The organism is Variovorax sp. dw_954, from assembly GCF_018449755.1.
GTDB lineage: Bacteria > Pseudomonadota > Gammaproteobacteria > Burkholderiales > Burkholderiaceae_C > Variovorax.
In genome coordinates, this window is record NZ_JAAVVD010000003.1 from 334,413 (window position 1) to 358,614 (window position 24,202).

21 protein-coding genes and 1 tRNA gene are annotated in these 24,202 nt (G+C 65.9%); 17 read left to right on the forward strand and 5 right to left on the reverse strand.

The window, feature by feature from the left end:
* Window positions 1-46 precede the first annotated feature (46 nt).
* The 8 genes from HB681_RS07675 to HB681_RS07710 all read left to right on the forward strand — a co-directional run bounded on the left by HB681_RS07675 (window position 47) and on the right by HB681_RS07710 (window position 8,161).
* On the forward strand, window positions 47-1,579 hold the full coding sequence (locus HB681_RS07675) for a sigma 54-interacting transcriptional regulator (RefSeq protein WP_213954204.1): 1,533 nt from the start codon (window positions 47-49) through the stop codon (window positions 1,577-1,579).
* 198 nt (window positions 1,580-1,777) lie between these two features.
* Window positions 1,778-2,974, forward strand: a complete 1,197-nt coding sequence (locus HB681_RS07680; protein ID WP_213954205.1) for a substrate-binding domain-containing protein — start codon at window positions 1,778-1,780, stop codon at window positions 2,972-2,974.
* A 163-nt stretch (window positions 2,975-3,137) separates the two neighbouring features.
* A complete protein-coding gene (locus HB681_RS07685; protein ID WP_213954206.1) occupies window positions 3,138-3,905 on the forward strand; it encodes an ABC transporter ATP-binding protein in 768 nt (255 codons plus the stop codon).
* The gene (locus tag HB681_RS07690; RefSeq protein ID WP_213954207.1) at window positions 3,902-4,624 is read left to right on the forward strand and encodes an ABC transporter ATP-binding protein; all 723 of its coding nucleotides are present in this window, start codon (window positions 3,902-3,904) and stop codon (window positions 4,622-4,624) included. The genes HB681_RS07685 and HB681_RS07690 overlap by 4 nt, the downstream gene beginning before the upstream one ends.
* Window positions 4,621-5,604: a branched-chain amino acid ABC transporter permease gene (locus HB681_RS07695; RefSeq protein ID WP_213954208.1), complete on the forward strand. Its 984-nt coding sequence runs from the start codon at window positions 4,621-4,623 to the stop codon at window positions 5,602-5,604. Before HB681_RS07690 ends, HB681_RS07695 begins: the two co-directional genes overlap by 4 nt.
* 55 nt (window positions 5,605-5,659) lie before the next feature.
* Window positions 5,660-6,724 (forward strand): branched-chain amino acid ABC transporter permease, encoded by a 1,065-nt coding sequence (locus tag HB681_RS07700; protein ID WP_213954209.1) that lies wholly within the window; start codon window positions 5,660-5,662, stop codon window positions 6,722-6,724.
* Window positions 6,721-7,605: an alpha/beta hydrolase gene (locus HB681_RS07705; RefSeq protein ID WP_213954210.1), complete on the forward strand. Its 885-nt coding sequence runs from the start codon at window positions 6,721-6,723 to the stop codon at window positions 7,603-7,605. Before HB681_RS07700 ends, HB681_RS07705 begins: the two co-directional genes overlap by 4 nt.
* A 49-nt stretch (window positions 7,606-7,654) precedes the next feature.
* Complete coding sequence (locus tag HB681_RS07710) at window positions 7,655-8,161, forward strand: DUF1993 domain-containing protein (protein ID WP_213954211.1); 507 nt, start codon at window positions 7,655-7,657, stop codon at window positions 8,159-8,161.
* Here the strand turns inward: HB681_RS07710 and HB681_RS07715 are convergent.
* Window positions 8,143-8,412 (reverse strand): hypothetical protein, encoded by a 270-nt coding sequence (locus tag HB681_RS07715; RefSeq protein ID WP_213954212.1) that lies wholly within the window; start codon window positions 8,410-8,412, stop codon window positions 8,143-8,145. The genes HB681_RS07710 and HB681_RS07715 overlap by 19 nt on opposite strands.
* Before the next feature lie 256 nt (window positions 8,413-8,668).
* On the opposite strand from HB681_RS07715, the gene HB681_RS07720 reads away from it, so the two are divergent.
* Window positions 8,669-9,154 (forward strand): thioredoxin family protein, encoded by a 486-nt coding sequence (locus HB681_RS07720; protein ID WP_256354327.1) that lies wholly within the window; start codon window positions 8,669-8,671, stop codon window positions 9,152-9,154.
* 3 nt (window positions 9,155-9,157) lie between these two features.
* Here HB681_RS07720 and hemH read toward each other — a convergent pair whose 3' ends face one another.
* Window positions 9,158-10,189 carry a ferrochelatase gene (gene hemH, locus HB681_RS07725; protein WP_213954214.1) on the reverse strand — a complete coding sequence of 344 codons (1,032 nt, stop codon included), beginning with the start codon at window positions 10,187-10,189 and terminating at the stop codon, window positions 9,158-9,160.
* Between the two features lie 15 nt (window positions 10,190-10,204).
* Here hemH and HB681_RS07730 point away from each other — a divergent pair, with 15 nt between their 5' ends.
* Window positions 10,205-10,933 (forward strand): HAD-IA family hydrolase, encoded by a 729-nt coding sequence (locus tag HB681_RS07730; protein WP_213954215.1) that lies wholly within the window; start codon window positions 10,205-10,207, stop codon window positions 10,931-10,933.
* 27 nt (window positions 10,934-10,960) lie between these two features.
* Here HB681_RS07730 and hpnE read toward each other — a convergent pair whose 3' ends face one another.
* Genes hpnE through hpnC form a run of 3 tightly spaced genes read right to left on the reverse strand, consistent with a single transcriptional unit; the run spans window position 10,961 to window position 14,022 of the window.
* On the reverse strand, window positions 10,961-12,229 hold the full coding sequence (hpnE, locus tag HB681_RS07735) for a hydroxysqualene dehydroxylase HpnE (protein WP_345944640.1): 1,269 nt from the start codon (window positions 12,227-12,229) through the stop codon (window positions 10,961-10,963).
* Window positions 12,230-12,287: 58 nt separating this feature from the next.
* On the reverse strand, window positions 12,288-13,130 hold the full coding sequence (gene hpnD, locus HB681_RS07740) for a presqualene diphosphate synthase HpnD (protein WP_213954216.1): 843 nt from the start codon (window positions 13,128-13,130) through the stop codon (window positions 12,288-12,290).
* 46 nt (window positions 13,131-13,176) lie between these two features.
* Window positions 13,177-14,022, reverse strand: coding sequence for a squalene synthase HpnC (gene hpnC / locus HB681_RS07745; RefSeq protein WP_345944641.1), 846 nt, complete (start codon window positions 14,020-14,022; stop codon window positions 13,177-13,179).
* Window positions 14,023-14,128: 106 nt separating this feature from the next.
* On the opposite strand from hpnC, the gene HB681_RS07750 reads away from it, so the two are divergent.
* From HB681_RS07750 to clpX, 7 genes are all read left to right on the forward strand, one after another.
* Window positions 14,129-15,973 carry a potassium transporter Kup gene (locus tag HB681_RS07750; RefSeq protein WP_213954321.1) on the forward strand — a complete coding sequence of 615 codons (1,845 nt, stop codon included), beginning with the start codon at window positions 14,129-14,131 and terminating at the stop codon, window positions 15,971-15,973.
* A 145-nt stretch (window positions 15,974-16,118) separates the two neighbouring features.
* Window positions 16,119-17,297: an efflux RND transporter periplasmic adaptor subunit gene (locus HB681_RS07755; RefSeq protein ID WP_213954218.1), complete on the forward strand. Its 1,179-nt coding sequence runs from the start codon at window positions 16,119-16,121 to the stop codon at window positions 17,295-17,297.
* A complete protein-coding gene (locus HB681_RS07760; protein ID WP_213954219.1) occupies window positions 17,294-20,542 on the forward strand; it encodes an efflux RND transporter permease subunit in 3,249 nt (1,082 codons plus the stop codon). The genes HB681_RS07755 and HB681_RS07760 overlap by 4 nt, the downstream gene beginning before the upstream one ends.
* Window positions 20,543-20,616: 74 nt before the next feature.
* Window positions 20,617-20,703: transfer RNA gene (locus tag HB681_RS07765), tRNA-Leu, on the forward strand.
* Window positions 20,704-20,731: 28 nt separating this feature from the next.
* Entirely contained in the window at window positions 20,732-22,051 is a 1,320-nt protein-coding gene (gene tig, locus HB681_RS07770; RefSeq protein ID WP_213954220.1) for a trigger factor, read from the forward strand.
* A gap of 101 nt (window positions 22,052-22,152) precedes the next feature.
* Window positions 22,153-22,761 carry an ATP-dependent Clp endopeptidase proteolytic subunit ClpP gene (gene clpP, locus HB681_RS07775; RefSeq protein WP_213954221.1) on the forward strand — a complete coding sequence of 203 codons (609 nt, stop codon included), beginning with the start codon at window positions 22,153-22,155 and terminating at the stop codon, window positions 22,759-22,761.
* Between the two features lie 131 nt (window positions 22,762-22,892).
* Entirely contained in the window at window positions 22,893-24,158 is a 1,266-nt protein-coding gene (gene clpX / locus HB681_RS07780) for an ATP-dependent Clp protease ATP-binding subunit ClpX (protein WP_213954222.1), read from the forward strand.
* The last annotated feature ends 44 nt before the right edge of the window (window positions 24,159-24,202 follow it).

Here is a 24,202-nt window from a genome sequence, read left to right on the forward strand (position 1 = left end):
GGCGTTCGCCGACATCGCCATGGCGCCGGCGGCTACGATCCGCGCCATGCCCACGCCTGCCTCAGCCACCGCGCTTCCGCTCGACGCGCACGCCATCCATGCATTGGCGGCCCGCTCGATGTTCCACCTGTTTTCCAGCATCAGCCAGGGCATGTTCCTGGTTGACCGCAGTGGTCGCATCGTCTGGGTCAACGAGGGCTACAAGCGCTTCCTGCCGGCGCTCGGGTTCTCATCGATCGACCAGTTCATGGGACAGATGGTCGAGGACGTGATCCCCAACACCCAGATGCGGCAGGTGCTGGAGACCGGCAAGCCGATCCTGATCGACCTGCTGACCAACAAGGCCGGCACCTTCGTGGTCAGCCGCATCCCGCTGCACGAGGAGCGCGAGGGCGATGAGGGCTATGTGCTAGGCGATGTGATCGGCGCGATCGGCATCGTGCTCTTCGACCATCCGGAGACCACGCTGCAGCCCTTGATCAGCAAGTTCGCGATGCTGCAGCGCGACCTCGACGACGCGCGGCGCGAACTGGCCACGCAGCGTGCCAACCCGCTGCTGCGGCAATCCACCGATGGGCAGCGGCGCGCCAAGTACACCTTCGCGAGCTTCATCGGCAGCAGTCCCGCGGCGGTGGACGTGAAGCGCCATGCGCGTCGCGCCGCACAGTCCTCGAGCCCGGTCCTGCTGCTCGGCGAGACGGGCACGGGCAAGGAGTTGCTGGCGCACGCGATCCACACGGCGTCGGCGCGCGCGAACGGGCCCTTTGTCAGCCTGAACATCGCGGCAGTGCCGGACACCTTGCTGGAAGCCGAGTTCTTCGGCTTTGCGCCGGGCGCGTTCACCGGTGCCGACCGCCGCGGGCGCGACGGCAAGTTCAAGCTGGCCGATGGCGGCACGCTGTTCCTCGACGAGATCGGCGACATGCCGATGAGCCTGCAGGCCAAGCTGCTGCGGGCGCTGCAGGAGGGCGAGATCGAGCCGCTGGGCTCCAACAAGCTCGTGGCCTTCGATGCGCGCGTCATCGCCGCGACCTCGCGCGACCTCCCGGCGCTGGTGCGCGAGGGCCGCTTTCGCGAGGACCTCTACTACCGGCTCAACGTGCTGCCCTTGCGCGTGCCGCCGCTGCGCGAGCGTCGTGGCGACATCCCTGCGCTGGTCGAGGCGCTGGGCGAAGACATGGCGCAGCGCAGCGGCGAGTCACCACCTGAACTCATGCCCGACGCGCTGGCCCTGCTGGCGGCGCAGCACTGGCGCGGCAACACGCGCGAACTGCGCAACGTGCTGGAGCAGGTCGCGATGCGCAGCGACTCGACGCGCATCGATGCGGCGGAAGTCAAGCGCGTGCTCGCCGAGACGGGCCTGGAGCAGATCGCGACGCCCGAAGCGCCGGCGTCCATCCCGCAGGGCGATGATGAAACCCTCCTGCGGCCGCTGGCCGACCAGATCGCCGACCTGGAGGCCCGTGCCATTGCTGCGGCCATGGCAAAGACCGGTGGCAACAAGCTGGCGGCATCGCGGCTGCTCGGCATCTCGCGCGCCACCTTGTATGCGCGGATCACGCAGCCTGGCGCAGGGTAGGGAAGCGCGGCGCGGCGGCTGTCGGGGCGCTGGAAAACCCTGTATGTCTTCCATGCAAATGTCTGAGTAGCAGACACTTGTTTGTCTGAAAACCCATAGCGGCTGGCGCGTTACAAGGAGGAACCCCTTGTAATCAAACGTCTCCGGCCTGGCATGAACTGTGCAATATTCAGCCATTCCAACCAGGAGACCTGATCCATGAACCGTCGCAGCCTCGTCGCGATCGCAGCCCTCGGCGCCATCGCAGCCGCCGCTTCCGCACCGGCCCTTGCCCAGTCCGGCAAGGACATTCGCATCGCCCACATCTACAGCAACACCGGCCCGCTGGAAGCCTACGGCAAGCAGACCGCGATCGGGTTCAACCTGGGCCTCGAATACGCGACCGAGGGCACCATGATGGTCAACGGTCGCAAGATCGTCGTGATGGAAAAAGACGACCAGGGCAAGCCGGACGTCGCCAAGTCGCTGCTCTCCGCCGCCTACAGCGACGACAAGGCCGACCTGGCCGTGGGCACCTCCTCGTCGGGCGCTGCGCTGGCGATGCTGTCCGTGGCCGAGGAATACAAGAAGCTGCTGGTCGTCGAGCCCGCGGTTGCCGACTCGATCACCGGCGACAAGTGGAACAAGTACATCTTCCGCACCGCGCGCAACAGCTCGCAGGACGCGATCAGCAACGCGGTCGCGCAGGACAAGGACGGCACCTCGATCGTGCTGCTGGCCCAGGACAACGCCTTCGGCCGCGACGGCATGACCGCGTTCAAGGAGTCGATCAAGAAGGCCAAGGTGGTGGGCGAGGAGTACCTGCCGCCCGCTACCACGGATTTCACCGCCGCGGCGCAGCGCATCCTCGACAAGTTCAAGGGCACGGCCGGTCGCAAGGTCGTCTACATCGTGTGGGCCGGCGCGGCCAACCCGTTCAAGGTGTCGGACCTGGGCCTGAAGAGCAACGGCATCGAGATCGCGGGCGGCGGCAACATCCTGCCGGCACTGGTCAACTACAAGCCCTTCCCGGGCATGGAAGGCTCGATCTACTACTACTTCGGCATCCCGAAGAACCCGGTCAACGAGTGGCTCGTGTCGAACCACTACAAGAAGTACAAGGCACCGCCGGACTTCTTCACCGCCGGCGGCTTCGCGGCGGCGACGGCCATCGTCACGGCGCTCAAGAAGACGGGCGGCGACACCAACACCAACAAGCTCATCTCGACCATGGAAGGCATGAGCTTCGACACGCCCAAGGGCAAGATGACCTTCCGCAAGGAAGACCACCAGGCGATGCAGTCGATGTACCACTTCAAGATCAAGGTGGACCCGGCGTTCGCGTGGGGCGTGCCGGAGCTGGTGCATGAGATCAAGCCGGAAGAGATGAACATTCCGATCAAGAACAAGCGTTGATCGACAGGCAAGGCAGCCCAATGCGGACTTGACCGTACGCGAAGGGCGCGAAGGTACGCAAAGGACGCGAAAGAAATCCAAAGGGAAATCCTCGGATGTCCTTTTGCGTCCTTCGCGGAACCTTCGCGTCCTCTGCGTCCGGATGTCCGATCCCGAATTTCAGATGCTCGAAACCAAAGACCTGACCATCCGCTTCGGCGGCCACGTGGCCGTGAATGCGGTGTCTTGCGCCTTCGCGCCCGGGACACTGACGGCCATCGTCGGGCCGAACGGCGCCGGCAAGACGACCTACTTCAACCTGATCTCGGGCCAGCTCAAGGCGAGCGCGGGCACGGTGTCGCTCGATGGCAAGTCGCTGTCGGGCATGTCGCCCTCGGCGCGCACGCATGCGGGGCTGGGGCGGGCGTTCCAGCTCACCAACCTGTTCCCCAATCTCACGGTGCTGGAGAATGTGCGGCTCGCCGTGCAGGCCACGCGCGCCGGGGCGCATCGCCACGGGCTCAATCTCTGGAGCATCTGGAGCGACCACAAGGCACTGACCGCGCGGGCCGATGAATTGCTCGCGCAGATCAACCTCAAGGCCAGGGAACACGCAACCGTCGCCAGCCTTCCGCATGGCGACCAGCGCAAGCTCGAAGTGGCCTTGCTGATGGCGCTGGAGCCCAGGGTCTTCATGTTCGACGAACCCACGGCCGGCATGAACGCGGCCGAGGCGCCGGTCATCCTCGACCTGATCCGGCAATTGAAGAAGGACAAGACCAAGACCATCCTGCTGGTCGAGCACAAGATGGACGTGGTGCGCGAGCTGGCCGACCGCATCATCGTGCTGCACAACGGCACGCTGGTGGCCGATGGCGAGCCGGCCGAAGTGATTGCCTCCCCGGTGGTACAGGAAGCCTACCTGGGCATCGCGCCGAAGGAGGCCGCATGAACAACCTGCTCGAACTGAGCGGCGTGCACACGCACATCGGGGCGTATCACATCCTGCATGGCGTCGACCTGGCCGTGCCGAAGGGGCAACTCACCATGCTGCTCGGCCGCAACGGTGCCGGCAAGACGACCACGCTGCGAACCATCATGGGCCTGTGGCACGCATCGCAGGGCACGGTGCGCTTCGCCGACAAGGACATCACGCAAATGCAGACGCCGCAGATCGCGGCGCTCGGCATGGCCTACGTGCCCGAGAACATGGGCATCTTCTCCGACCTCACGGTGAAGGAAAACATGCTGCTCGCCGCGCGCGGCGCAAAGAATGCGGCGCAGATGGACGATGCGCGGCTGAAGTGGATCTTCAAGCTGTTCCCCGCGGTGGAGAAGTTCTGGAACCACCCGGCCGGCAAGCTGTCGGGCGGCCAGAAGCAGATGCTGGCCGTGTCTCGCGCGATCGTCGAGCCGCGCGAACTGCTGATCGTCGACGAGCCGAGCAAGGGGCTGGCGCCAGCCATCATCAACAACATGATCGATGCCTTCGACGAGTTGAAGCGCAGTGGCGTGACGATCCTGCTGGTGGAGCAGAACATCAACTTCGCGCAGCGCCTGGGCGACTCGGTCGCGGTGATGGACAACGGGCGCGTGGTGCACAGCGGAAGCATGGCGGCGTTCTCGGCCGATGCGCAATTGCAGCAGTCGCTGCTGGGGTTGGCGCTATGAAAGCGATGGACTTCGACTGGAAGCCGCTGCTGCTCGTGCCGGTGCTCGCGCTCGTGGCGCTGCCGCTCACCGGCTCGTTCTCGACCTGGCTCACGCTCACCATCGCGGGCCTGGCGATGGGGATGATCATCTTCATCATCGCCTCGGGCCTCACACTGGTCTTCGGGCTGATGGACGTGCTGAATTTCGGCCACGGCGTATTCATTGCGCTGGGCGCCTACATCGCGACCACGGTGCTGGGCGGCCTGAGCGACTGGTCCACCGCCGACGCGCTGGGCCGCAACCTGATGGCGCTCGTGCCGGCGCTGCTGCTCGCGATGCTCGCGGCCGGGGCGCTGGGGCTGCTGTTCGAGCGCTTCATCGTGCGGCCGGTCTATGGGCAGCACCTGAAGCAGATCCTCATCACGATGGGCGGCATGATCATCGGCGAGGAACTCATCAAGGTGATCTGGGGCCCGGCGCAGTTGCCGCTGCTGCCGCCGGCGGCCATGGCCGGCACGGTGTTCTGGCTGGGTGCAGCCATCGAGAAGTACCGGCTGTTCGCCGTGGCCATCGGCCTCGTCGTGTTCGGCGCGCTGGCCTGGACACTGACGCGCACCAAGGTCGGCTTGCTGATCCGCGCCGGCGTGCAGGACCGCGAGATGGTCGAGTCGCTCGGCTATCGCATCCGGCGCCTGTTCATCGGCATCTTCGTCGTCGGCAGCGCCTTGGCCGGCCTGGGTGGCGTGATGTGGGGACTGTTCCAGCAGAGCGTCGTGCCGCAGATCGGCGCGCAGGTGAATGTGCTGCTGTTCATCGTCATCATCATCGGCGGCCTCGGTTCCACCGGGGGCGCGCTGATCGGCGCACTGCTGGTCGGGCTGATGGCCAACTACAGCGGCTTCCTGCTGCCCAAACTGGCGCTGTTCTCGAACATCCTGCTGATGGTCGGCATCCTGCTGTGGCGCCCGCAGGGCGTGTACCCGGTGGCCAATCGATGAACCCGTCGAAGTCGGACTTGTCCATTCCCGCATCCAGACATCCAGGCGTCCAGACATGCTGACAAGACTCCTCTCCAACGATGCGCCGCGCAGCCGCGTGCTCGCCGCATTGCTCGTCCTGGTGGTGCTGGGCCTGGCCTTCGCGCCCTTCATCTTTCCGGGCGTCAAGGCGCTCAGCGTCGCGGCCAAGGTGCTGGTGTTCATCGTGCTGGTGGCGAGCTTTGACCTGCTGCTGGGCTACACCGGCATCGTGAGCTTCGCGCACACGATGTTCTTCGGCATCGGCGCCTACGGCATCGCGATCTCGGCCACGCGGCTGGGTGCGGGGTGGGGCGCGATGGGGGTGGGGCTGGCTGGCGCGCTGCTGGTGTCGCTGGTGCTCTCGGTCGCGGTCGGCCTGTTCTCGCTGCGTGTGCGCGCAATCTTCTTCGCGATGATCACCCTGGCGGTGGCCTCGGCCTTCCAGACGCTGGCCTCGCAGCTCTCGGACTTCACCGGCGGCGAAGACGGGCTCACCTTCAAGCTGCCGGAGCTGATCTCGCCGAGCTTCGAATTCGCCGACGAGCCCTTCCTCGGCGTCTCGCTCGATGGCCGCCTGCTCTGCTACTACCTGCTGTTCGTCGTCGCAGTGGTGCTGGTGCTGGCGCTGCTGCGCATCGTTAATTCGCCGTTCGGGCGCGTGCTGCAGGCCATCCGGGAGAACGAGTTCCGTGCCGAGGCCATCGGCTACCGCGTGGTGGTGTACCGCACCACGGCGGCGGTGCTGTCGGCCTTGTTCGCGACGCTGGCGGGCGCCATGCTCGCCATCTGGCTGCGATACAACGGGCCGGACACGTCGCTGAGCTTCGAGATCATGGTCGACGTGCTACTGATCGTGGTGATCGGCGGCATGGGCACCGTGTACGGCGCGGTCATTGGCGCTACGCTGTTCGTGGTGGCGCAAAGCTATCTCCAGGACTTGCTGAAGCTCGGCAGCACTGCCGCGAGCGACCTGCCGTGGCTGTCGGCCCTGCTGTCGCCGGACCGCTGGCTGCTGTGGCTCGGCGTGCTCTTCGTTCTCTCCGTCTACTACTTCCCGACCGGCATCGTCGGCCGGCTTCGCACAAGGGCCTCCCGATGAACGCTCCTTCCTCCCCGCCTTCCTCCCACTACGTCCAACTCATCGGCCGGGAGATCCACTACATGGACTGGGGTCCGCGCGACGGCGAGGTCGTCATCGCGTGGCACGGCCTCGCGCGCACCAGTCGCGACATGGATGAACTCGCGCAGCACTTTGCCGAGCGAGGCTTCCGCGTGCTGTGCCCCGACACCATCGGCCGCGGGCTGAGCCAATGGAGCCCCGCGCCGGACGACGAATACCAGCTCTCGTTCTATGCACAACTGGCCGATGCCTTCTGCGATGCCTTGCACCTCGACCGCCTTCATTGGGTCGGCACATCGATGGGCGGCGCGATCGGCATGGTGTGCGCGTCGGGCCTGGCGCAACCCCGCATGAAGCAGCGCATCCGAAGCCTGGTCATCAACGACACCGCGCCGGAAGTCGCAGCCTCGGCCATCGAGCGCATCCGCTCCTATGCGGGCAGCCCGCCGGCCTTCGACAGCGTGCTTGAACTCGAAGCCTTCTTCCGCACCGTCTACAAGCCCTACGGCTGGCTCAGCGATGCGCAATGGCGCCGGCTCACCGAGACTTCCACCCGCCGCCTGCCCGACGGTCGCGTCACGCCGCACTACGACCCGGCCATGGTGCGGCAGTTCATCGCCCATCCCGACGACTACCTGATCTGGACCCACTACGACGCGATCGAGGCGCCGGTGCTGTGCCTGCGCGGCGTCGACTCGGACCTGGTGCGACCAGAGACGATCGTCGAGATGCACGGTCGCGGCCCCGGTGTGCGGGGACGGCTGCAGGTCATCGAGGTGCCGGGTTGCGGCCATGCACCCGCGTTGAACGTGCCTGGGCATCTGGAGCCCATCGAGGCCTTTGTCCGCGCGGCGAGCTGAGGAAATTTGCCGTCACAATCGCGCGCCTGTTCACCACAAAGAGACCCCCATGCCCCTCTCCATGTACGACGCATCCGTCACCGTCTTCCTGCACAACCTGAACCAGCTCTCGCACCTGCTCGACAAGGGCCTGGCCCATGCCAGTGCCACCGGCATCGATCCCGCCACGCTCGTGGGCGCGAGGTTGGCCGAGGACATGCTGCCGCTGTCCGCGCAGATCAACATCGCCAGTGACACGGCCAAGCTCGCCGCGGCACGCCTGACCGGCATCGCCGCGCCGAAGTACGAAGACAACGAAACCACCTTCGCGGAACTGAAGGCCCGCATTGCGAAGACGCGTGAATGGCTACAGGGGCTGACGCGTGAGTCTTTTGCAGCCAGCGAGGAACGCCCGGTCAGCTTCAAGGCCGGCCCGACGGAATTGAACTTCACCGGCCAGGGCTACCTGCTGCACTTTGCGTTGCCGAACTTCTTCTTCCACGTCACCACCGCCTACGACATCCTTCGGCACAACGGCGTGCCGATCGGGAAGCGCGACTATCTCGGCCGGGCCTGAGGCTCGCGGACGGCTGACACGGCCGACGCGAACGGCGCGTCCAGTTCCTCGGCCGTCACCGGGTGCAGCAGCACCCACAGGATGCGGCATTGGCCCGCCAGCATTCCGGTCAACAGCAGGATGCCGAGCGTGCCGAAGTCCTGTCGCGCTCCCATGATCGCGTCATACAGCAGCGTCGCCACTGCCCCCAGCGCGACGATGCAGGCAATCAACGCAAGAGCGGTGGCGGCGATCCTGAATGCGTGTTTCATGGGCATCAAGAATCTCCCGCGCGCCGCAAAGGGTCAATGTGCCGATTGGCTCAAGGCGTTGCAGGATGGCGTCTCTCTTTCGGCATAGCCGGACTACTACAAGCCGCTCTCGTCGTGAAATGAATCCAGGGTAAACACCAGTACGCCATCCTCGTGCTGATCCGAACTTCCTTCGAACGATGTTCAAAGGATTCTGACCATGACCAAACTCCTTCCTCGGCGCAATTTCTCGGCCGCCATGCTGGGCTTGGCGGCGATGCCGTGGTTCACGCTGGCTGCGTCGCCTGCAGGCGACCTGGGTGCCGCACCCGAGTTCACGGGCATCGACAAGTGGCTCAACTCGGCCCCACTCTCGATGCAGGGGTTGGCCGGCAAGGTGGTGCTGGTCGACTTCTGGACTTATTCGTGCATCAACTGCGTCAATACGCTGCCGCACGTCGTGCGCTGGTACGAGAAATACAAGGACCAGGGGTTCGTCGTGATCGGCGTGCACACGCCTGAGTTTGCGTTCGAGAAACTGACATCGAACGTCGAGGCGGCGCTGCAACGTTTCGATATCCGCTACCCGGTGGCGCAGGACAACGGCTTTTCGACCTGGAAGGCCTACGAGAACCAATACTGGCCTGCCTTCTACCTCGTCGACAAATCGGGCCACGTGCGTCGCAAGCACTTCGGCGAAGGCCAGTACGCGGAGATGGATGCGGCCATCCAGTCGCTGCTCGCGCAACCGGCCGGTGGCTGACCCTCACTGAGCGCCGGTGGGCCACCCGAGCAGGTTCCGCTCGGCGATGCCGGCCAGCGCAGTAATCCATGCATGGCTGTCGTTGAGGCAGGGGATGTAGTGAAACTCCTTGCCGCCCGAGGTCAGGAACGCATCCCGTCCTTCCATCGCAATCTCCTCCAGCGTCTCCAGGCAATCCGCCGGGAAACCGGGGCACATCACATCGACGCGGCCGACGCCCGCCGCGCCCAGCGCACGCAGCGTCGGCTCGGTATAGGGCTCCAGCCACGTCGCGCGGCCGAAGCGCGACTGGAAGGTGAGGCGGTACCGGTCAACCGGCAAGCCCAGCCGCTCGGCCAGCAGGCGCCCCGTTTCAAGGCACTGCGCCTGGTACGGATCACCCAGTTGCACGTTGCGCGCCGGAATGCCGTGAAAGCTCATCACCAACTGGTCGGGCGGGCCGTGGTGCTTCCAGTGCGCCTGCACGCTGGCGGCCAGCGCCTCGATGTAGAGCGCGTCATCGTGGTACTGGTTGACGAAGCGGAACTCGGGCACACGGCGCACCTCGCGGCTCCAGTCGCCCACCGCATCGATCACGCTGGCCGTCGTGGTCGCGGAATACTGCGGATAGGCCTGCAGCACCAGCACTCGCGTCACGCCTTCGGCCTTGAGCGCATCGAGTTGCGCGGCGATCGACGGATTGGCATAGCGCATCGCCTCGACCACCTTCACGCGATGGCCGCGTTCGCCGAGCCAGCCCTGCAGCATCACGGCCTGCTTGCGCGTCCACGTCTTCAACGGCGAGCCCTCGGGCGTCCACACGCTTGCATACTTGGCGGCCGACCTGGATGGCCGCGTGCGCAGGATGATGCCGTGCAGGATCAGCGACCACAGCAGCCTGGGTATCTCGACCACGCGCGGGTCGCTCAGGAAATCGGCAAGGTAGGTTCTTACGGCGGCGGCGGTGGGCGCGTCGGGCGAGCCAAGATTGCACCAGAGCACGGCAACGCGCTCGTCGGCAGGAGAAACTGCAGGCGGTTCGGGGCGAAAAGGCATGGGGTATTCTGGCGCATGACCTCCGCGACCCTGGCCCCGCCGCTCGATGTGAAGCGCATTGCGGGCATCACCCTCGACCTCGACGACACCCTCTGGCCGATCTGGCCCACCATCGAATACGCAGAGCGCACGTTGCACAAGTGGCTGGAAGCCGCAGCGCCCCGGACCGCGGCCTTGCTGCTCACCCCCGGCGTGATGCGCGAATTGCGCGAGGCCACGGAGAAGGAGCGCTCGGATCTCGCACACGACATGAGCCTGATGCGCCTGGAGTCGATCCGCGCCGCGCTCAAGCGCGCCGGCGAAGACCCGGCGCTGGCCGAGCCGGCCTTCGATGCGTTCTTTGCGGCGCGCCAGCGGGTCAAGCTCTACGACGATGCATTGCCCGCGCTGCGATGGCTCAGCGAACGCTATCCGCTCGTGGCCATTTCCAACGGCAATGCCGACATCCATCTCACTGGCGTCGGGCGCTGGTTCCGCACCGCGTTCAGCGCGCGCTCGTTCGGCAGCGGCAAGCCGCAGGCGCCGATCTTCCGAGCCGCCGCCGCATCGATCGGGCTGCTGCCGCGCGATGTGCTGCATGTGGGCGACGACGCGGAACTCGACGTGGTCGGCGCGCTGAATGCCGGCATGCAGGCAGCCTGGCTGGTGCGCGACGAGCGGCCCTGGGTGCATGGAATGCATCCGCAACTGATCGTGCCGAATCTTCATGCGCTTTGCGCGGCGCTGGAGCCTGGGCCGAACTGAATCGGCCCGCCCGTCGATCCGGCTTGCTCAGGACAACGCCGAAACGGCCGCGATGGCTGCGAGCACCGCGCCTTCCAGCGTCGCGGGATAGGGGCCTTCGACGTAGTCGCCACAGGCGCGCAGGCCCGGTGCGATCGCCATGGCCGGGCGCTCGAGGCCGGGCGTGCAAGCAAAGGTCGCGCGCTTGTCGATGACGGTTTGCAGTACGCGCGGATCGGCGCAGCCCAGTTGCGCAACGGCTTGGGCGCAGACCTGGGCCTCCAGCGCGGCGCGTTCGGTCCCGCTGGCGCTGACCACCATGGCCCACACGCCCGTATCGCCGCATAGCTGCGATCGGTCGAACACGAATTGCGCGGGCGCATCCGGCGTCGAGCGCAGTGCCAGCATCGGTTCCGCCAGCCGATGCCCGCCTTCGAGGTAGATCGTCGCGATGGCTTCGAAGCGCAGCGCGCGAGCCTGGGCACACCAGGCGCTGTTGCCGACCCCGCTGCCTTCCACCACGCGAGCCGCTTCGCCCGGTGGGCAGGCGAGCAAGACCGCATCGAAGCCCTCGCCATCGACCTGCCAGGCGCCCGCTGCGGGCGCGATCGTCTGCACGCGATGGCCGACCGCAATGCGGCCGCCGCGTTCGCCGATCCAGCGTGCCGCGGCGTCGGGGAACAACGCGCCCAGGTCCTGCCGCGGCAGCAGCAGGTTGGAGCCGCCGCTCATGCCGAACATCGCATCGCGCAATACCCGCAGGAAGACCTGCCCGCTGGCCTGCGCCGTCGGCGTGTTGAGCGCGGAAACGCAGAGCGGATCGACCATCTCTTCGCGCACGCGCGGTGTGAGGCCGGTGCACAAATCGGCGACGGACAGGGAGGCATCGCAGCGAAAACCCGCACGCTGCCAGCCGACGGCGATTCGCAGCAACGCGAGCTTGTCGCGCCACGACCAGCCGCGCACCGCGAGGATGCCAGCCAACGCATCGATCGGCGCGGGCAGCTTCGGCAGGCGCAAGCCGTTGCCGTCGGGGAACACCATCGCCAGCGGCGTGCGCAGCAGGGCCTTTTCGACATCGATGCCCACGTGCCGCATCAGCCGCAAGGTCTGCGCATAGGCGCCGATCATGATGTGCTGGCCGCTGTCGAGCGTGATGGGAGTGCCATTGCCAAGCGTCGCCTGCACGGCGCGCGCGCGGCCACCGAGGGTGTGCGCGGTTTCGAAGACATGGACTTGATGGCCCGCCGCAATCGCTTCGACTGCGGCGGCGAGGCCGGACCAGCCGGCGCCGATGATGGCTATGCGCTGGGTCACCGGCCCTTGCCCTCACCCCGACCCTCTCCCGCTTGCGGGAGAGGGAGGAATACCGAAGTCACATGCGGCCCAGGGCTTGTACGCGCCATGCGAGCCACAGCTTGCGCACGGGCGTCAGGCTCACGCGCTGGTTCAGCACCTGGAAGTTGTCGCCCTCGATCTCGCGCAGCAGCGTGCGATAGATGCTGGCCATCATCAGGCCGGGCTTCTGCGTGCGCCGGTCGGCGGGGGGCAGCAGCGCCAGCGCCTCGTCGTAGGCCGCATGGGCGCGCGCGGCCTGGAACTTCATCAGCGCGACGAAGCGCTCGGAGTACACGCGGTTGAGCAACTCGTGCGCCTTCACATCGAACTGCTGCAGCTCATTCACCGGCAGGTAGATGCGGCCTCGCATCGCGTCTTCGCCCACGTCGCGAATGATGTTGGTCAACTGCAGCGCCAGGCCCAGCTTGTGCGCGTACCCGGTGGTGCTTTGCTCGGTCTGGCCGAAGATGCGCGCAGCCACCTCGCCGACCACGCCGGCCACCAGGTGGCAGTACTGCGCGAGGTTGGGAAACGCGAGGTAGCGCGTCTGTTCCAGGTCCATCTGGCAGCCGTCGATGACCTGCTGCAATTGCCGCGCCTCGATGCCGAATTCGGCGGCGCAGGGCATCAGCGCCTTCATCACCGGATGGCTTGGCTGGCCGGCAAACGCCTGCGCCACCTCGGTGCGCCACCAGGCGAGCTTGGTGGCCGCGACGCCGGGGTCGCGCACTTCGTCGACCACGTCGTCGACCTCGCGGCAGAAAGCATAGAAGGCCGTGATGGCCGCACGGCGCGGCTTCGGCAGGAAGAGGAAGGCGTAGTAGAAGCTGCTGCCCGATGCGGCGGCTTTTTGCTGGACGTATTGCTCGGGCGTGGTCATCGTGAATCCGGGGTCATTGCCCCCAATTGTCAACGACGCGCTGCGCTTACATCAGCATCGCGCGCCAGGCCAGCAGCGGCGCGTCCGTCGCCCCGACGGTCGGGCGATGGCGCAGCGTGTCGAAGTCCAGCGCCTCGATCTTGTCGAGGATCCGCAGCCCGCCCTGCACCACGAGGCGCAGCTCCCAGCCCATGCGTCCCGGCACGCGGTGCACCAGCGGCGCGCCCTGCTGCATCAGCTCGCGCGCCCAGGCGACCTCGGCGGCGATCAGCTTCTTCATGGCTTGCGACGGCGGCACGGCGGAGGCCGCAGTGAAGGCCTTGAGCTTGCCCGGCTTCACGCGATGCGCCGCGCAATCGGCCAGCGGAAAGTACAGGCGGCCCCGCGGCAGGTCCACGCTCGGGTCCTGCCAGAAATTGATGAGCTGCAACGATGTGCAGATCGCATCGCTTTGCGTCTGCGACACCGGCTCATGGATGTCGAACAGGTGCAACATCAGCCGCCCGATCGGGTTGGCCGAGCGCGAGCAATAGTCGAGAAGCTGGGCGCGGTCGATGTAGTCGGTGCCGTCGCGGGATTTCTCGATGTCCTGCGCGAAGGCAGAGAGCAGGGCGGCCAGCAGCGGCTCCGGCAGTGCGAAGTCGTGCATCGCCTTGGCCAGCGGGCCGAACACCTCGGGCCAGCGGGCCGAAACCTTGCTGCCGCGCGCCACGGCGCGCAGGTCGGCGCGATACGCCTTCAGCTGGGCCAGCCGTTCATCGGCGGAGGCATCGCCTTCGTCCGCGATGTCGTCGGCCGTGCGCGCGAAGCCATAGATGGCCGTGATGGGAGGTCGCAGCCGCGGCGGACAGAGCAGCGAGGCGACGGGGAAGTTTTCATAATGTTCAGCCACGCGGCGGATTGTCGGGCACGGCTGTACCATCCCTGCGCACATGACGTCCTCGGCCACGCCTTCCCAATCCGGCCACGCGGGTCATGGCGGCGGATCGCTGGGCGTGATGGTGGCGGCCCTGGGTGTGGTCTTCGGCGACATCGGCACCTCGCCGCTCTATGCCTTCAAGGAAACGCTGAATCCGGAGCACGGCGTCGCCTTCACGCCCGATGCGGTGCTGGGCCTGTTGTCGCTGATCTTCTGGGGCTTGACGGTGGTCGTCACCTTCAAGTACGTGATCTTCGTGCTGCGTGCGGACTACGACGGCGAAGGCGGCATCCTGGCCCTGCAGGCACTCGCGCGGCGCTCGGTGAAGGGTCCGCACACGCCCGCGTGGCTGTGGCGCCTCCTCGGCCTGCTGGGCCTGGTCGGCGCGGCCATGTTCTACGGCGACAGCCTGATCACGCCGGCCATCTCGGTGCTGTCGGCCGTCGAGGGGCTGGAGGTGGAGGCCCATGCATTGAAGCCTTTCATCGTACCGATCACCATGGCCATCCTGGTCGCGTTGTTCGCGGTGCAGCGCCATGGCACGCATGCGGTCGGCAAGGTGTTCGGGCCGGTCATGTTGCTGTGGTTCGTGGTGCTCGGCGTGGCCGGCCTGCTGCAAGTGCTGAAGCAGCCACAGGTGCTGGCGGCGCTCGATCCGAGCCGCGCAGCCGGGTTCCTGGTCACGCACCGGGCCCAGTCGCTCGCTGTGCTGGGCGCGGTGTTCCTGGCCTTCACCGGCGGCGAGGCGCTCTATGCCGACATGGGTCATTTCGGCGCCCGACCGATCCGCATTGCCTGGCTCTTCGTCGCGATGCCCGGGCTGGTGCTCAACTACTTCGGCCAGGGCGCGCTGGTGCTGGGCAACCCGGCCGCCATCGACAACCCCTTCTTCCGCATGTTCCCGTCGTGGGCCGTGCTGCCGATGGTGGCGCTGGCCGCGTTTGCCACCGTGATCGCGTCGCAGGCGGTGATCTCGGGGGCTTTCTCGCTCACCGCGCAGGCCATGCGCATGGGCTACCTGCCGCGCATGCGCATCGTGCAGACTTCCGGCGCCGCCATCGGGCAGGTCTACGTGCCCACCATCAACTGGCTGCTGATGGTGGGCGTGCTGCTGCTGGTGGTCGGATTCGGCAGTTCCAGCGCGCTGTCGGCGGCCTATGGCATCGCGGTCTCGATCACGATGGTCACCACGACCTTGCTGGCAAGCGTGGTGGCCTACGAGCTGTGGCGCTGGAACCGCGTGGCGGTGGTCGCCGGCGCCAGCGTCTTCGCCGCGATCGACCTGACTTTCGTGGTGGCCAACAGCCTCAAGGTGGCGCAAGGCGGGTGGCTGACGCTGGCCGTGGCGTTGTTGGTGATGATCTTGTTCACGACCTGGTCCAAGGGCCGGCGGCTGGGCCTGAAGGCAGCCGAAGCCCACCAGTTGCCACTGGAGCCCTTCATCGAATCGTTGGCGGGCCACATGCCGCACCGGGTCGGCGGCACGGCCGTGTTCCTGAATGCCGATGCGATCTCGGTGCCGCACGCGCTGCTGCACAACCTCAAGCACAACCAAGTGCTGCATGCGCAGGTGATCGTGCTGGTGGTGCATTCCAGCCCGACCCCGCGCGTCGATGCCGCCCATCGGATCGTGGCGCGCGACTTGGGCCACGGCATCTGGGCGGTGACAGCCAACCACGGCTTCATGGAGCGGCCCGACGTGCCTGAATTCGTGCGCATCTTTGCCTACCAGAAGGGGCTGGCCTGCGAGGCGATGAGCACGTCCTACTTCACTTCGCGCGCGTCGGTCACGCCTGGGCAGCTGCCAGGCATGAACCCGGTGCGTCAGGCGCTCTTCGGCTGGCTCCAGCGCAACGCGGGCAGGGCGTCGGACTATTTCGAACTGCCGGGTAATCGGCTGGTGGAGATGGGGCAGCGCAATTAGGGCCGTTCTCGCCAATCTGCCAACAGGGCCTCTTCGGAGGCCCTGTTTCATTCGGCCGATTGTTTGTCATTGACAAGGATTCGCGTTTACCCTAGATTACTAACCGCCCGGTCAGTAACTGGACCGATCCATTCCTGAGGGTTCCATGACCGAGACCGATTCGCGCCGCTTCCCAACCCTCCCCAGCAAGGTTTTCGCGCTCCTGCTGGCCACCACCGCGCTGGCCGGTTGCAGCAAGCCCGTTGCCACCGAAGAGCCGGTGCGTGCGGTGAAGGTCATGACCGTCGGCGCCAGCGCCTTCGGCACCGAACCCGAGTTCTCCGCCGAGGTCAGGCCCCGCATCGAATCGCGCCTGGGTTTTCGCGTGGCGGGCAAGATCACCCGGCGCCAGGCGGAAATCGGCCAGCAGGTGAAGGCCGGCCAGGTGCTGGCCCAGCTCGATCCGCAGGACTATCGCCTCGCCGCCGATGCCGCACGCGCCCAACTGGCCGCGGCCACGACCAATCGCGACCTCGCCGCGGCCCACCTCAAGCGCTACAAGGAATTGCGCGATCAGAACTTCATCAGCGGCGCCGACCTGGAGAACCGCGAGAACACCTTCAAGGCGGCGCAGGCCCAGTTCGAGCAGGCGCAGGCGCAGCTTTCGTCCCAAGGCAACCAGGCGAGCTACACGACGTTGGTGGCCGATGTGTCGGGCATCGTCACGGCCATCGAGGCCGAGCCGGGGCAGGTGGTCACGGCCGGCATGCCGGTGGTGCGCATCGCGCAGGATGGCGCCCGCGACGTGGTGTTCTCCGTGCCGGAAGACCGCGCGGGTCTGGTCAAGGTCGGCTCGCCGGTCGCGGTGCGCGGCTGGTCGGATGAACGCGAGATCGACGGCACGGTGCGCGAGGTCGCCGTGAGCGCCGACCCGGTGACGCGAACCTACACCGTGAAGGTCGCGATCGACGCCGCGAAATCCCCGCCGCTCGGCAGCACCGTCTACGCGCGCCCGAAGTCGCTGTCGCACAGCGGCGTGGCGGTGATCAAGCTGCCGACCAGCGCGCTGCGCCAGGACGGCCTGAACAGCGCGGTCTGGGTGCTCGACAAGAACACGATGACGGTGCGTTCGCAGCCGGTGCGGCTCGCGACTGCGGACGGCAACGAAGCCGTGCTCGCAGACGGCCTCGCGCCGGGAATGCTGGTGGTGGTCGCGGGCGTGCATGTGCTGCAGCCGAACCAGAAGGTCACGCTCTATGAGCCCAAGGTGATCTCGACGCCCGCCGCGCCTTCGCAGCGACAGGTAAAGGCGTTCGACCCGATGCCGGCGGGCGCCTCGCGATGAGCGCGGCCGAAGAACCGGGCTCGCCGTCTCTTGGCGAGCGGCAAGGACACGAACGCCCGGTCGCGGGGGCGGCAACGAGCACGCCAGCGGCTGAGCGGAAGCCCGGCTTCAACCTCTCCAAGTGGGCGCTCGACCACGGTCCGCTCACGCGCTACCTGATGCTCGTGCTGATGCTGCTGGGCTTCGCCTCGTACTTCCAGCTCGGCCAGGACGAAGACCCGCCCTTCACCTTCCGCGCGATGGTGGTGCGCACCTACTGGCCCGGCGCCACCGCCCAGCAGGTGGCGGAACAGGTCACGGACAAGCTCGAGAAGACGCTGCAGGAAGTGCCTTTCGCCGACCGCATCCGCAGCTACTCCAAGCCCGGCGAGTCGCAGATCATCCTCACCATCAAGGACTCGTCGAAGCCCGCCGACGTGCCCAACGTCTGGTACACGGTGCGCAAGAAGATCGGCGACATGCGCTACACGCTGCCCGGCACCATCCAGGGCCCCTTCTTCAACGACGAGTTCGGCGATGTCTACGGCGTGATCTACGCGCTGGAAAGCGACGGCTTCAGCTATGCCGAGCTCAAGGACTTTGCGGACGACGTGCGCCAGCAACTGCTGCGCGTGAAGGACGTGGCCAAGGTCGACCAGTTCGGCGTGCAGGACGAGAAGATCTGGATCGAGGTCTCGCAGAAACGCCTCGCGCAACTGGGCCTCGACTTCAACGCGGTGCTGGCCCAGCTCGGTGCGCAGAACGCGGTGGAAAGCGCCGGCACCATCCAGTCGCCCAACGACGTGCTGCAGGTGCGCGTGGGCGGCCAGTTCACCAGCGTCGAGCAGCTGCGCGCGATGCCGATCCGCGGCTCTTCGGGCAGCCTGCTCAAGCTCGGCGACATCGCCGAGGTCAAGCGCGGCTACGTCGATCCGCCCGCCGTGAAGATGCACTACCAGGGCGAGGAGGTCATCGGCCTCGGCATCTCGATGGCCAAGGGCGGCGACATCATCGCGTTGGGCAAGGCCTTGCGCACCGCCACCGCCGACATCGAGAAGCGCCTGCCCGCCGGCGTGCAACTCGCGCAGGTGCAGGACCAGCCGGTGGCCGTGTCGCGCTCGGTCAACGAGTTCGTCGGCACGCTGATCGAGGCGGTGGTGATCGTGCTCGGCGTGAGTTTCATTTCGCTCGGCCTGCACAAGGGCAAGAGGCAGGGCTGGACGCGCTTCACGGGGGGCTGGTATGTGGACCTGCGACCGGGCCTCGTGGTGGCGATCACCATTCCACTGGTGCTGGCCGTCACCTTCCTCGCGATGAACTACTTCGGCATCGGGCTGCACAAGATCTCGCTGGGCTCGCTGATCATCGCGCTCGGCCTGCTGGTGGATGACGCGATCATTGCCGTCGAGATGATGGTTCGGAAGATGGAAGAGGGCTACGACAAGGTCCGCGCCGCGACCTTCGCGTATGAAGTGACGGCCATGCCGATGCTCACCGGCACGCTGATCACGGCGGCCGGCTTCCTGCCGATCGGCCTGGCCAAGTCGCAGGTCGGCGAATACACCTTCGCGATCTTCGGCGTGACGGTGGTGGCGCTGGTGCTGTCGTGGATCGTGTCGGTGTACTTCGTGCCCTACCTCGGCACGGTGCTGCTCAAGGTCAAGCCGCACGACCCCGATGCACCGCCGCACGAGTTGTTCGACACGCCGTTCTACAACAGCTTTCGGCGCGCGGTGAACTGGTGCGTGACGCACCGCTGGATCACCATCGGCGCGACCGTCCTAATCTTCGGACTGGGCATTGTCGGCATGGGCCGGGTGCAGCAGCAGTTCTTCCCCGATTCGAGCCGGCCTGAACTGATGGTCGAGATCTGGTTCCCGGAAGGCACCTCGTTCACCGCCAACGAGGAAGTGACCCGGCGCGTCGAGCGGCGCTTCATGGAGGAGACTGGCGTGACCTCGGTCGCCACCTGGATCGGCTCGGGCGCGCCGCGCTTCTACCTTCCGCTCGACCAGGTCTTTCCCCAGACCAACGTGTCGCAGTTCATCGTGCTGGCCCGCGACCTGAAGCAGCGCGAGGCCTTGCGCATCAAGGTCCCGGCGCTGCTGGCGCAGGAATTCCCCGAAGTGCGCGGCCGCGTGAAGCTGCTGCCCAACGGACCGCCGGTCACCTACCCAGTGCAGTTCCGCGTGACCGGCACGGACCCGACCCAACTGCGCCTGCACGCCGACGAGGTCAAGGCGGTCCTGCGCGAGAACACCCACATGCGCGGCGTCAACGACAACTGGAACGAGTCGGTCAAGGTCATCCGCCTCGAAGTCGACCAGGCCAAGGCGCGGGCGCTGGGCATCACGAGCCAGGCGATCGCACAGGCCTCCCGCACCATGTTCACCGGCACCCCGGTCGGCCAGTACCGCGAAAGCGACAGGCTCATCGACATCGTGCTGCGCCAGTCGCCCGACGAGCGCGAAGCCATCTCCGACATCGGCAACGCCTACCTGCCCACCGCATCGGGCCGTTCGATCCCGCTCACGCAGATCGCCAGGCCGGTCTTCACCTGGGAGCCCGGCGTGATGTGGCGCGAGAACCGCGACTACGCCATCACCGTGCAGGGCGACATCGTCGAGGGCCTCCAGGGCGCGACGGTCACCAACGAACTGCTGCCGAAGTTGCGCGAACTGGAAGGCAAATGGCGCGCCGACGGCCAGGTCAACTACCGCATCGCCGTGGCCGGCGCCGTGGAGGAGAGCAGCAAGGGCTCGTCCTCCATCGTGGCAGGCGTGCCGATCATGTTGTTCCTGGTCTTCACCCTGCTGGTGCTGCAACTTCACAGCTTCAGCCGATCGCTGCTGGTCTTCATCACCGGCCCGCTCGGCATCGCGGGCGTGGCCGGCGCGTTGCTGCTGCTCGATCGTCCGTTCGGCTTCGTCGCGCTGCTCGGCGTGATCGCGCTGATGGGCATGATCCAGCGCAACTCGGTGATCCTGATCGACCAGATCGAAAGCGACCGCCGCGCCGGCGTGCCGGCCTGGGATGCGATCGTCGAATCTGCGGTGCGCCGGTTGCGGCCGATCGTGCTGACCGCCGCGGCCGCGGTGCTGGCGATGATCCCGCTCTCGCGCAGCGTGTTCTGGGGTCCGATGGCCGTGGCGATCATGGGCGGCCTCATCGTGGCCACCGTGCTGACGCTGCTGGCGCTGCCCGCGATGTATGCCGCTGCATTCCGTGTGAGGCGCGAGCCAAAAGCGGCTTCCGTTCCAGCTTAAAATGCGCAGTTGACCGATTTCGAGCGGGTGGTCTGCACAAAGGGCCGCCCGTTTTTCGTTGATTTCATCGGACCGCGCGGGTGGCGAAATTGGTAGACGCACCAGGTTTAGGTCCTGACGTTCGCAAGAACGTGCCGGTTCGAGTCCGGCCCCGCGCACCAGCTCCAAACTCCTTTTGAGGAACAAAAAATGACCGTGACTGTTGAGACCCTCGAGAAGCTCGAGCGCAAGATCACGCTGACCCTGCCGGTCGGCTCCATCCAGAACGAAGTCGATTCGCGCCTCAAGAAGCTCGCGCGCACCGTGAAGATGGACGGCTTCCGTCCGGGCAAGGTGCCGATGAACGTCGTGGCCCAGCGCTATGGCTACTCGGTGCACTACGAGGTCATGAACGACAAGGTCGGCGAAGCCTTCTCGCAAGCCGCCAACGAAGCCAAGCTGCGCGTCGCTGGCCAGCCCCGCATCACGGAAAAGGAAGAAGCGCCCGAAGGCCAACTGGCCTTCGACGCCGTCTTCGAAGTGTTCCCCGAAGTCAAGATCAACGACCTGTCCGGCGCCACCATTGAACGGCTCACGGCAGATGTCAGCGACGAAGCGATCGACAAGACCCTCGACATCCTGCGCAAGCAACGCCGCACTTTCGCGCAACGCGCGCTCGACGCACAAGCCCAAGACACCGACCGCGTGACGGTCGACTTCGAAGGCAAGATCGACGGCGAAACCTTCCAGGGCGGCAAGGCCGAGGACTTCCAGTTCATCATCGGCGAAGGCCAGATGCTCAAGGAATTCGAAGATGCGGTGCGCGGCCTGAAGAACGGCGACAGCCGCACCTTCCCGCTGTCCTTCCCGGTCGACTATCACGGCAAGGACGTGGCCGGCAAGCAAGCCGACTTCATGGTCACCGTGAAAAAGATCGAGTCGACGAACCTGCCCGAAGTCAACGAACAACTCGCCAAGTCGCTCGGCATCGCCGAAGCCACCGTCGAAGGCCTGCGCGCCGACATCAAGCGCAACCTCGAGCGCGAAGTGAAGTTCCGCTTGCTGTCCAAGAACAAGACCGCCGTGATGGACGCGCTCATCGCCAATGCCGAGCTCGACCTGCCCAAGGCGAGCGTGCAGCAGGAAGTCCAGCGCATGGTCGAAGGCGCCCGCGCCGAACTCAAGCAGCGCGGCATCAAGGACGCCGACAAGGCGCCGATTCCCGAAGAAATCTTCCAGGCGCAGGCCGAACGCCGCGTGCGCCTGGGCCTCGTGGTCGCCGAGCTCGTTCGTGCCAACAACCTGCAGGCCAAGCCGGAGCAGATCAAGGCGCACGTCGACGAGCTGGCTGCCAGCTACGAAAAGCCGCAGGACGTCGTCCGTTGGTATTTCAGCGACAACAACCGCCTGGCCGAAGTCGAATCGGTGGTCATCGAGAACAACGTGACCGAATTCGTCCTGGGCAAGGCGCAGGTCGCCGACAAGGCTGTCTCGTTCGACGAGCTGATGGCTCAGCAGCAACAAGGCTGATCGATACTGCATGCGCGGCGGGCTTGTAACGGCGCAAGCCCACCCCATTTGCACCGTGCCGGCATCCCCCGGCAAGGTCAAGCACTGAACGGAGCATTTTCATGAGCGCACTGGACACTAAAGCTCTCGGCATGGTGCCGATGGTGATCGAGCAATCGGGCCGCGGCGAGCGGTCCTATGACATCTATTCGCGCTTGCTGAAGGAGCGCGTGATTTTCCTGGTCGGAGAGGTCAACGACCAGACCGCCAATCTCGTGGTGGCGCAGTTGCTGTTCCTCGAGAGCGAAAACCCGGACAAGGACATTTCGTTCTACATCAATTCGCCAGGCGGCAGCGTGAGCGCCGGCATGGCGATCTACGACACGATGCAGTTCATCAAGCCGGCCGTGTCGACGCTGTGCATCGGCTTCGCGGCCAGCATGGGCGCCTTCCTGCTGGCGGCGGGTGAAAAGGGCAAGCGCTTCTCGCTGCCCAATTCCAAGATCATGATCCACCAGGTGCTCGGCGGCGCACGCGGCCAGGCCACCGACATCGAGATCCATGCCCGTGACATTTTGAAGACGCGCGAGCAAATGAACAAAATCCTGGCCGAACGCACCGGCCAGACCTTTGAGAAAATTGCCCGCGACACCGAACGCGACTATTTTCTGACGGCCGACGAGTCCAAGGAATACGGCCTGATTGACCAGGTGATCTCCAAGCGCAGCTGATTTGCTGCAAAGCGCTGCGGCGCCAGTACCGCGCCGGGGGCGCGTATTCGAGCAACAACGGCGTTTGCCCACACGGGGAACGCCGTTTTTGTTTCGCTATCATTGTTAAATTCCAGTTACGAGGCACCTTCATGGCCGAGAAAAAAGGCTCCTCCAGCGAAAAGACGCTTTACTGCTCGTTCTGCGGGAAGAGCCAGCACGAGGTCAAGAAGCTGATCGCCGGTCCGTCGGTGTTCATCTGCGACGAATGCATCGACCTGTGCAACGAGATCATTCGCGACGAACTGCCGGCCGGCGAGGAAGTGCGCGACGCCCGCAACGACCTTCCCACGCCGCTTGAGATCAAGGCCAACCTCGACAACTACGTGATCGGCCAGGAGCCGGCCAAGCGCATGCTCGCGGTGGCGGTCTACAACCACTACAAGCGCCTGCGTCACAAGGAAAAGTCCAAGGGCGACGACGTCGAACTCAGCAAGAGCAACATCCTGCTGATCGGCCCCACGGGCTCCGGCAAGACGCTGCTGGCACAAACGCTCGCGCGCATGCTCGACGTGCCCTTCGTGATGGCCGATGCGACGACGTTGACCGAGGCCGGCTATGTCGGCGAAGACGTCGAGAACATCATCCAGAAGCTGCTGCAGAGCTGCAACTACGAGGTGGAGCGTGCCCAGCGCGGCATCGTCTACATCGACGAGATCGACAAGATCTCGCGCAAGTCCGACAACCCGTCCATCACGCGCGATGTCTCTGGCGAGGGCGTGCAGCAGGCGCTGCTGAAGCTCATCGAAGGCACCATGGCCAGCGTGCCGCCGCAGGGCGGGCGCAAGCATCCGAACCAGGACTTCCTGCAGATCGACACGACCAACATCCTGTTCATCTGCGGCGGTGCATTCGCGGGGCTGGAGAAGGTCATCGAGAACCGCACCGAAGCCTCGGGCATCGGCTTCGGTGCATCGGTGCGCAGCAAGGCGCAGCGCAGCATCACGGAAGTGTTCCGCGAGGTCGAGCCGGAAGACCTGATCAAGTTCGGCCTGATTCCGGAGCTGGTGGGCCGCATGCCGGTCGTCGCTTCGCTGGCCGAGTTGAGCGAAGACGCGCTGGTGCAGATCCTGACCGAGCCCAAGAATGCCGTCGTCAAGCAGTTCACCAAGCTGCTGCAGATGGAGGGCGTGGACCTCGAGATTCGCCCGGCCGCGTTGAAGGCCATCGCCCGCAAGGCGCTGGCCCGCAAAACCGGTGCGCGCGGGCTGCGCTCCATCCTCGAACAGTCGCTGATCGACACGATGTTCGAGCTGCCGAATGCCACCAACGTCGACAAGGTCGTGGTCGAGGAATCGACCATCGACGAAAGCAAGCCACCGTTGCTCGTCTACCGCGAGGCGGCCAAAAAGGCTTAGGTGATCGCGGTCCTCACGCCGACCTTTCACGCGCCAAATGGCGT

Bases quoted from the DNA above. Each gene is read 5' to 3' on its own strand.
- HB681_RS07675 (WP_213954204.1), top strand. From the start codon at position 47: ATGCCCACGCCTGCCTCAGCCACCGCGCTTCCGCTCGACGCGCACGCC.
- HB681_RS07680 (WP_213954205.1), top strand. From the start codon at position 1,778: ATGAACCGTCGCAGCCTCGTCGCGATCGCAGCCCTCGGCGCCATCGCA.
- HB681_RS07685 (WP_213954206.1), top strand. From the start codon at position 3,138: ATGCTCGAAACCAAAGACCTGACCATCCGCTTCGGCGGCCACGTGGCC.
- HB681_RS07690 (WP_213954207.1), top strand. From the start codon at position 3,902: ATGAACAACCTGCTCGAACTGAGCGGCGTGCACACGCACATCGGGGCG.
- HB681_RS07695 (WP_213954208.1), top strand. From the start codon at position 4,621: ATGAAAGCGATGGACTTCGACTGGAAGCCGCTGCTGCTCGTGCCGGTG.
- HB681_RS07700 (WP_213954209.1), top strand. From the start codon at position 5,660: ATGCTGACAAGACTCCTCTCCAACGATGCGCCGCGCAGCCGCGTGCTC.
- HB681_RS07705 (WP_213954210.1), top strand. From the start codon at position 6,721: ATGAACGCTCCTTCCTCCCCGCCTTCCTCCCACTACGTCCAACTCATC.
- HB681_RS07710 (WP_213954211.1), top strand. From the start codon at position 7,655: ATGCCCCTCTCCATGTACGACGCATCCGTCACCGTCTTCCTGCACAAC.
- HB681_RS07715 (WP_213954212.1), bottom strand. From the start codon at position 8,412: ATGAAACACGCATTCAGGATCGCCGCCACCGCTCTTGCGTTGATTGCC.
- HB681_RS07720 (WP_256354327.1), top strand. From the start codon at position 8,669: ATGCCGTGGTTCACGCTGGCTGCGTCGCCTGCAGGCGACCTGGGTGCC.
- hemH (WP_213954214.1), bottom strand. From the start codon at position 10,189: ATGCCTTTTCGCCCCGAACCGCCTGCAGTTTCTCCTGCCGACGAGCGC.
- HB681_RS07730 (WP_213954215.1), top strand. From the start codon at position 10,205: ATGACCTCCGCGACCCTGGCCCCGCCGCTCGATGTGAAGCGCATTGCG.
- hpnD (WP_213954216.1), bottom strand. From the start codon at position 13,130: ATGACCACGCCCGAGCAATACGTCCAGCAAAAAGCCGCCGCATCGGGC.
- HB681_RS07750 (WP_213954321.1), top strand. From the start codon at position 14,129: ATGGTGGCGGCCCTGGGTGTGGTCTTCGGCGACATCGGCACCTCGCCG.
- HB681_RS07755 (WP_213954218.1), top strand. From the start codon at position 16,119: ATGACCGAGACCGATTCGCGCCGCTTCCCAACCCTCCCCAGCAAGGTT.
- HB681_RS07760 (WP_213954219.1), top strand. From the start codon at position 17,294: ATGAGCGCGGCCGAAGAACCGGGCTCGCCGTCTCTTGGCGAGCGGCAA.
- tig (WP_213954220.1), top strand. From the start codon at position 20,732: ATGACCGTGACTGTTGAGACCCTCGAGAAGCTCGAGCGCAAGATCACG.
- clpP (WP_213954221.1), top strand. From the start codon at position 22,153: ATGAGCGCACTGGACACTAAAGCTCTCGGCATGGTGCCGATGGTGATC.
- clpX (WP_213954222.1), top strand. From the start codon at position 22,893: ATGGCCGAGAAAAAAGGCTCCTCCAGCGAAAAGACGCTTTACTGCTCG.